At 54.6% G+C, this 6400-nt stretch carries 6 protein-coding genes, 1 tRNA gene and 1 pseudogene; 5 read left to right on the forward strand and 3 right to left on the reverse strand.

What is annotated here, in order from left to right; all coding sequences use genetic code 11:
• Positions 1-37 precede the first annotated feature (37 nt).
• The 3 genes from Q8W32_RS12940 (at position 38) to Q8W32_RS12950 (ending at position 1634) form a co-directional block, all read left to right on the forward strand.
• Positions 38-493, forward strand: a complete 456-nt coding sequence (locus Q8W32_RS12940) for a hypothetical protein (RefSeq protein WP_303432395.1) — start codon at positions 38-40, stop codon at positions 491-493.
• Between the two features lie 137 nt (positions 494-630).
• Positions 631-1191: a helix-turn-helix domain-containing protein gene (locus Q8W32_RS12945; protein ID WP_305415243.1), complete on the forward strand. Its 561-nt coding sequence runs from the start codon at positions 631-633 to the stop codon at positions 1189-1191.
• Entirely contained in the window at positions 1191-1634 is a 444-nt protein-coding gene (locus Q8W32_RS12950; protein ID WP_305415245.1) for a PIN domain-containing protein, read from the forward strand. Before Q8W32_RS12945 ends, Q8W32_RS12950 begins: the two co-directional genes overlap by 1 nt.
• Before the next feature lie 284 nt (positions 1635-1918).
• Here the strand turns inward: Q8W32_RS12950 and Q8W32_RS12955 are convergent.
• The 3 genes from Q8W32_RS12955 to Q8W32_RS12965 all read right to left on the reverse strand — a co-directional run bounded on the left by Q8W32_RS12955 (position 1919) and on the right by Q8W32_RS12965 (position 4188).
• Positions 1919-1994, reverse strand: a tRNA-Arg gene (locus Q8W32_RS12955).
• 57 nt (positions 1995-2051) lie between these two features.
• A complete protein-coding gene (locus Q8W32_RS12960) occupies positions 2052-3515 on the reverse strand; it encodes a heavy metal sensor histidine kinase (RefSeq protein ID WP_303432388.1) in 1464 nt (487 codons plus the stop codon).
• Entirely contained in the window at positions 3508-4188 is a 681-nt protein-coding gene (locus Q8W32_RS12965; RefSeq protein WP_305415247.1) for a heavy metal response regulator transcription factor, read from the reverse strand. The genes Q8W32_RS12960 and Q8W32_RS12965 overlap by 8 nt, the downstream gene beginning before the upstream one ends.
• A 150-nt stretch (positions 4189-4338) precedes the next feature.
• Between Q8W32_RS12965 and Q8W32_RS12970 the strand changes: the two genes are divergently transcribed.
• Both Q8W32_RS12970 and Q8W32_RS12975 read left to right on the forward strand, forming a co-directional pair.
• The gene (locus tag Q8W32_RS12970; RefSeq protein ID WP_305415248.1) at positions 4339-6045 is read left to right on the forward strand and encodes a copper resistance system multicopper oxidase; all 1707 of its coding nucleotides are present in this window, start codon (positions 4339-4341) and stop codon (positions 6043-6045) included.
• Between the two features lie 65 nt (positions 6046-6110).
• Positions 6111-6400: pseudogene (locus tag Q8W32_RS12975) on the forward strand (hypothetical protein); the annotation flags it as partial.

Consider the following 6400-nt stretch of genomic DNA (forward strand, 5'->3'; position numbering starts at 1 on the left):
TCATAGAGTAAAGAAACCTGGTTTTAGTGGAGGGCTGATGATGGCGGCTGTAGCGCCCGACCACGCGACTCTGTACCGGCTGGCACAACAGTTTCGGCGTGCAATAGAAGCAGTGCCCCGCGAAGAATTTATTGGTCTGGTATTTCGGGACTTTCCGGCAGGTTGTTGTGGTGATACTTCCAATGTCCTGGCTACCTACCTGTTTGAACAAACCGGCGTGATTGCCGACTACTGCTCCGGTCGGGCAGGAGGTCGAGACCACGAAATCTACTCCCACGCCTGGCTCAGAATCAACGACCTGATTGTCGACATCACCGCCGACCAGTTCCGGGATCGCGGCTATGCGCTGGACCCGGTTTACGTTGGCCCCCCAACCGACTGGTACAACAGCTTTGACATCACCATCGAAGCCGATGCCCGTCATACCTCCATCAAGGACGTGAACTGGCTGGATATCGCCTGGCAGCGGATTATGGGGGAATTACATCCATAACAGGGTGTTGGCCGCTAGCCGGTACTCACGTTTGCTGGGTGGCTTTATCTGTACCCGTGGGATCTATCCGTGCCCGTAGGGTCCGGTTCCACTCGTTGTGTCTTGTTGCAGTGGTCAGCCAATTCCGGACAGTATTTATGGGCCTGGTGAATCTGGCAGATGGCCGGTATCAGTCGTTTGTGGTTGAGCTTGATATCACTCGACAGGTACCGCCGAACTTGGCCGGAGTCTACTCACGTATTCTTCAGCAGCTGACCCTGCCGACTGCCGAAGACAGCGAACAGGCCAAGGACTCCAGCCGGGTACTGGCGCAGGCGTTGGCCAATTATTCCGATGATGACCGGGTTCGTATGACCATTCAGGGCAGCTCTGGCAGCAGCAACGAACTGGTGCTGCCAGGCAACATTATGAACCTGATGCTCACTGTGTTGACTCAGGTTTCCCAAGGCAATGCCATCAGTCTGGTTCCGATTCATCAGGAAATCAGTACCCAGCAAGCGGCTGAATTATTGAGTGTCAGTCGTCCGCATCTGGTGAAGTTACTGGAACAGGGAGACATCCCATATCGCAAGGTGGGCAGCCATCGCCGGGTAAAACTGACTGATGTAATGGATTACCGAAAGCAGGTTGATGAAGCCCGTGGTAAGGCTTTGGATAAATTGTCGGCGCTCTCTCAAGACGCTGGAATGGATTTCTGATGAGCCAGTTTCGCGTCGTTCTGGACGCCTGTGTCCTGTATCCACAAGGACTGCGTGATTTGCTGATGAGTTTGGCGGCTAAACGTATTTTCAAGGCACATTGGAGTGAGCAGATTCATGATGAATGGATTCGTAATCTTCATGAAAACTCGGGAATGCCAATGGCCCAATTGCAGAGGATTCGTGAGCTGGTGGATCAATATACGGACGACGCCCTTGTGATGGAGTATGAATCGCTGATTACTGGCCTGAACCTCCCTGACCCTGATGACTTTATTGCGTATCAGGTTGATATGGCGCCCGCTGCTGTTTGCTCAGCTGTTAAGAAAATGCGCCAGCGCCTGAAAAACCCACCCTATACCGCCTCTGAATATCTGGTTGCCATCAAGCCCAGATTACCCAATACCGCGTCAATGATGATGGAATATCAGAGTCTGATCTGATCAAACAAAAAGTAAAATCAAGGTAGCTCTATTTCTACACCCTTGGTAATTATAAAGCAGTACACATAGGTCTGAAGCGGTGAGCGCGGGCCAGCGGGTGATGCCAGCAGACGGAAACCAACCAAACCAGCACTGGCGCGGGTTGGCGGCGGAAAATGCTCATTGCACGACAGCGCGGGAAAGTGCGAAAACAGCCGCCACGGTTTGACACTATGAGCGGTTTTGACACCGCTATGATTCTGGAGCGAATCGGCCACAAAGCCTTGAATTTACTGGGTTTTTGATGGTCTCCCCACGAGGACTCGAACCTCGATCATCCGCTTAGGAGGCGGAAGCTCTATCCTGTTGAGCTATGAGGAGACAGGGGCGCGTATGGTACTGGATTCCGGCGTGCGGGAAAACCTTTGCAGTGGCTGATTACCGGTTTGCAGGTATTTCCAGGTAGAAGCAGGTGTTGCCATGGCTGGAGTGTACGCCAATGGTACCTTTGTGCAGGTTGATGATGGAGTGGGTGATGGCCAATCCCAGTCCTGTGCTGTCGGGGTTGCTGTCGGGGTGTTTCTGGCGTGCGGTGTCGGCGCGATAGAAGCGGTCGAACAGGTGAGGCAGGTGCTTTGCCGGTATGTCTGGGCCAGGGTTGTGGATCTCGAGACGGGCGTATGCCTGGTTTTGGCGCTGGATGTGGCGGAGTTCAACAGCAACACTGTGCCCTGGTTCGGTATGGCGTATGGCGTTGGACAGCAGGTTGCTGATGGCACGGCGTATCATGTTGCGGTCGCCACTCAGCGGTGGGGAGTCGGAGGGGGTAAACGTGAGTTTTACCTGTCGTTCATCGGCCCAGGCTTCAAAAAAATCCATCAGCTCGTGCAGGTCTTCTTGCAGGTTGATGGGTTCCGGGTGGATGCCTTGCAGGCCATTATCGGCTTTGGCAAGCCAGAGCATATCGGCGACCATGCGGGCCAGTCGTTCTTCTTCTTCAAGGCTGGAATACAGCAGCTCGCGGTAGGCATTGAGATCACGGGGTTGCCCGAGCATGACTTGGGTTTGGGTGATCAGATTGGTGAGCGGGGTACGCAGTTCGTGGGCAATATCGGCGGAAAAATTGGACAGCCGTTCGAAGCCGGTTTCCAGCCGCGATAGCATGTCGTTAAACGCTTGTATCAGTGGCACCAGTTCGGAGGGGGCCTGGTTGGGGTCTAGGCGGTTGTTCAGCTGTTCGGAGTCGATGCGGGCAATGCGCTGACTGATCTGGCGCAGAGGGGCATGGCCCTGATGAATACTGAACCAGACAGCCAGCAGAGTCAGCAGGCCGATGCCCAGCACTATGGCCCACAGGGTGTTGCGGAAGTCATCAAGAAAACGCAGGTGAAAACGCATATCAGTTGCCAGCATCAAGAGCCAGGTGGCGTCGTCGGAAGTGGCGGGTAACGTTAAGTGAACCAATACCCCACGGTAAGGACGAGCTTCTTGTTGCCAGTTAGTCAGTGTCTTGGCGTTAATGTGGGTAACACTGGGTTGTTGTAAGAGGGTGTCGCTGACACTGGCATTACCACTGTGATAGCGCGTTGTTAGTGGTTGCGAGGGTCGTTCTACAAGCAGTTGGAGCGAGATGCCATGATAGCTGTGGCTGATTTGTTCCAGCAGGTGCTGAACATGAGCGGGCAGTGGTTGTCCTGCCTGGACTTCGGCCCGGTCGGGGCTGGTATCGAACACCTGTTGTATGGCGGCGGCTGCCTGGGCCAGCTCCTGGCTGTCTTGTTCGGCAAAGTGGCTGCGAATGGAATTCTGTACCATGCTGACCAGCAAAATCAGCCCGGCGCTGATTACCACTGCGGTCAGTAGTGTGACTCGCCACTGCAGCGATAATGGCCGTTTAATCATGTTGTTCATCGTCCAGACGATAGCCCATGCCCCGAACGGTATGAATCAGTCGTTGTTCGAACGGGTCGTCGATTTTACGGCGCAGGCGGCGAATGGCGACGTCGATGACGTTGGTATCACTGTCAAAATTCATATCCCATACCTGAGAGGCAATCAGCGAGCGCGTTAGCACTTCTCCCTGGCGGCTGACCAACAGTTCCAGTAGGGCAAATTCGCGGTTGGTGAGAGGGATTTTCTGGTGACTCCGGACGGCGATGCGTTTCTGGGTATCGAGGGTCAGATCGGCGACGGCCAACGTCTCTTGTACCGGGCGTAACCCGCGCCGCAGCAGAGTACGCACTCGGGCCAGCAATTCGGCAAAGGCAAAAGGTTTGACCAGGTAGTCGTCGGCGCCCAGTTCCAGTCCTTTGACACGGTCTTCGATGCGGTCGCGGGCGCTGAGAAACAGAATCGGCGTCTGGTTACCGGATTCTCGCAACGACTGGCAAATCTTCCAGCCGCTGACGTCCGGTAGCATCACATCCAGCAGCAATAAATCGAATGCTTCTGTCATGGCGAGGTGGTGGCCATCGAGGCCGTTGCGCGCCAGCACAACATTAAAGCCGGCTTCGGTCAGGCCTTGATGGAGGTAGTCGCCGATTTTGGTTTCGTCTTCAACAATGAGTAGGCGCATGGGGTGCTCTCTGGAATCTACCGGCAGTGTACAAAAAACTGCCGGATAGACACATGACCCGAACATGACGGTTTTGTCATGTTCGGGTCATCCGGGGGTCAGCTGTGGCTGGTTACTCTGTACAAAATGGAAGAGTGCAGAGGTAGAGTGATGAAAATTCTGACTCCCACTGGCATTGCGGCCAGCGGGTTATCACGGCGACGGTTTGTGCAAGGGTTAGCAACTGGCGTCGCTTTGGCTGGCATGGGCAATGCCCGGGCGGGATCTTTGCCTGCCAGCAACAATCCACAAGTGCAGGTACTGACCGGCACTCAGTTTGATCTGGTGGTGAGTGAACTGGCGGTGAATTTTACCGGCAGTCGCGGCAAGGCCACGGCTATTAATGGTTCGGTTCCAGCGCCGACACTGGTGTGGCAAGAAGGCGAAACGGTCACCATCCGGGTGCGTAACGACTTGGCTGTGAGCACCTCGATTCATTGGCACGGCATTATTCTGCCGTATCAGATGGATGGTGTGCCGGGTATCAGCTTTGCGGGGATTGCGCCGGGAGAGACCTTTGTTTATCAGTTCCAGGTACAACAGAGCGGCACGTACTGGTATCACTCGCACTCCGGCTTTCAGGAATTAACCGGGATGTACGGCGCAATTATTGTGCGCCCGAAAGCGTCAGACCCGGTCTACTACGACCGTGAGATGGCGGTGGTGCTGTCGGACTGGACCGACGAAAACCCGATGGATGTGTTCGCCAAGCTGAAAAACCAGTCGGATTATTACAACTACAGTCAGCCCACCGGGCCAGATTTTGTTCGCGACGCCAAGCGTTATGGTCTCAGCGAAGCCTTTGCCATGCGCAAAATGTGGAACGACATGCGTATGAGCCCGACCGACCTGGCCGATACCTCTGGCGCAACCTTTACGTACCTGATGAACGGCGCAGCGCCAGCGGGTAATTGGACCGGTGTGTTCAAGCCCGGTGAACATGTACGCTTGCGGTTTATCAATGGCTCCAGCAATACCTTTTACGATGTTCGTATTCCCGGTTTGAAGCTCACGGTCGTACAGGCGGATGGACAGGATCTGGAGCCGGTAACGGTGGACGAATTCCGTTTTGGGCCGGGTGAAACCTACGATGTCATCGTACATCCAGCTGATGAGCCCTACACGATATTTGCCCAGAATATGGGTCGCTCCGGCTATGCTCGTGGCACCTTGTCCCCGGCATTTGGGCTCACGACAGCTGTGCCGGTGATGGATAAGCCTGAGTGGTTAACCATGGCGGACATGATGGGGGATATGTCAGGTGGCATGAATCTCGGGGCGATGGCAGCACCGGTTGCCAAGGTGCATCACGCCAGCAGTGAATATGGTCCGCAGGTGGATATGCGTGTCGATACACCGCGCACTAATCTGGATGACCCCGGTATTGGCTTGCGTAACAACGGCCGTCGCGTGTTAACTCTGGCAGACTTGCACACGTTAGGTGGTGCCATGGACAGGCGCGATCCTGAGCGCGAAATCGAACTGCATCTGACCGGCAATATGGAACGCTACAGCTGGTCGTTTGATGGGATCGAGTTTGGACAGTCGACTCCGGTGCATTTTCGTTATGGCGAGCGAGTGCGGGTGACACTGCATAACGACACCATGATGACTCATCCAATGCATTTGCACGGAGTCTGGAGCGAGCTGGAAAACCACCGTGGCGAGTTTCAGGCCCGCTTGCACACCATTCCGGTACAACCATCCCAGCGTATCAGCTTTCAGGTAACGGCTGATGCCATTGGCCGCTGGGCCTGGCATTGCCACCTGATGTTCCATATGGATGCGGGGATGTTCCGCGAAGTGGTGATTGCATGAAAACCAGGATCACAAACAAACCGATGGTACAGGCCTGCTGGCTTGCAGGATGGCTGCTGGCTCCGATGACGTGGGCAGAAACCCATACCATGATGTCGGGTATGGAATGCCAGGAGAGTGATGCCCATTGTGCTCACCACCAAGGTACTGACCATAGCCAGATGAATCATGGCGAGATGAATCATGGAGAGATGAACCATGGCGAGATAAACCATGGCGAGATAAATCATGGCGAGATGAACCATAGCCAGATGAATCATGGCGAGATGAACCATGGCGAGATGAATCATGGTGAGATGAATCATGGTGAGATGAATCATGGTGAGATGAATCATGGTGAGATGAATCATGGTGA

The sequence above is a fragment of the Oceanobacter sp. 3_MG-2023 genome (genome assembly GCF_030688925.1).
GTDB lineage: Bacteria > Pseudomonadota > Gammaproteobacteria > Pseudomonadales > Oceanobacteraceae > Oceanobacter.

What these genes read in the sequence shown, in the direction of transcription:
- Q8W32_RS12970 (WP_305415248.1), top strand. Translation starts at nt 4,339, where the DNA reads ATGAAAATTCTGACTCCCACTGGCATTGCGGCCAGCGGGTTATCACGG.
- Q8W32_RS12960 (WP_303432388.1), bottom strand. Translation starts at nt 3,515, where the DNA reads ATGATTAAACGGCCATTATCGCTGCAGTGGCGAGTCACACTACTGACC.
- Q8W32_RS12965 (WP_305415247.1), bottom strand. Translation starts at nt 4,188, where the DNA reads ATGCGCCTACTCATTGTTGAAGACGAAACCAAAATCGGCGACTACCTC.
- Q8W32_RS12950 (WP_305415245.1), top strand. Translation starts at nt 1,191, where the DNA reads ATGAGCCAGTTTCGCGTCGTTCTGGACGCCTGTGTCCTGTATCCACAA.
- Q8W32_RS12940 (WP_303432395.1), top strand. Translation starts at nt 38, where the DNA reads ATGATGGCGGCTGTAGCGCCCGACCACGCGACTCTGTACCGGCTGGCA.
- Q8W32_RS12945 (WP_305415243.1), top strand. Translation starts at nt 631, where the DNA reads ATGGGCCTGGTGAATCTGGCAGATGGCCGGTATCAGTCGTTTGTGGTT.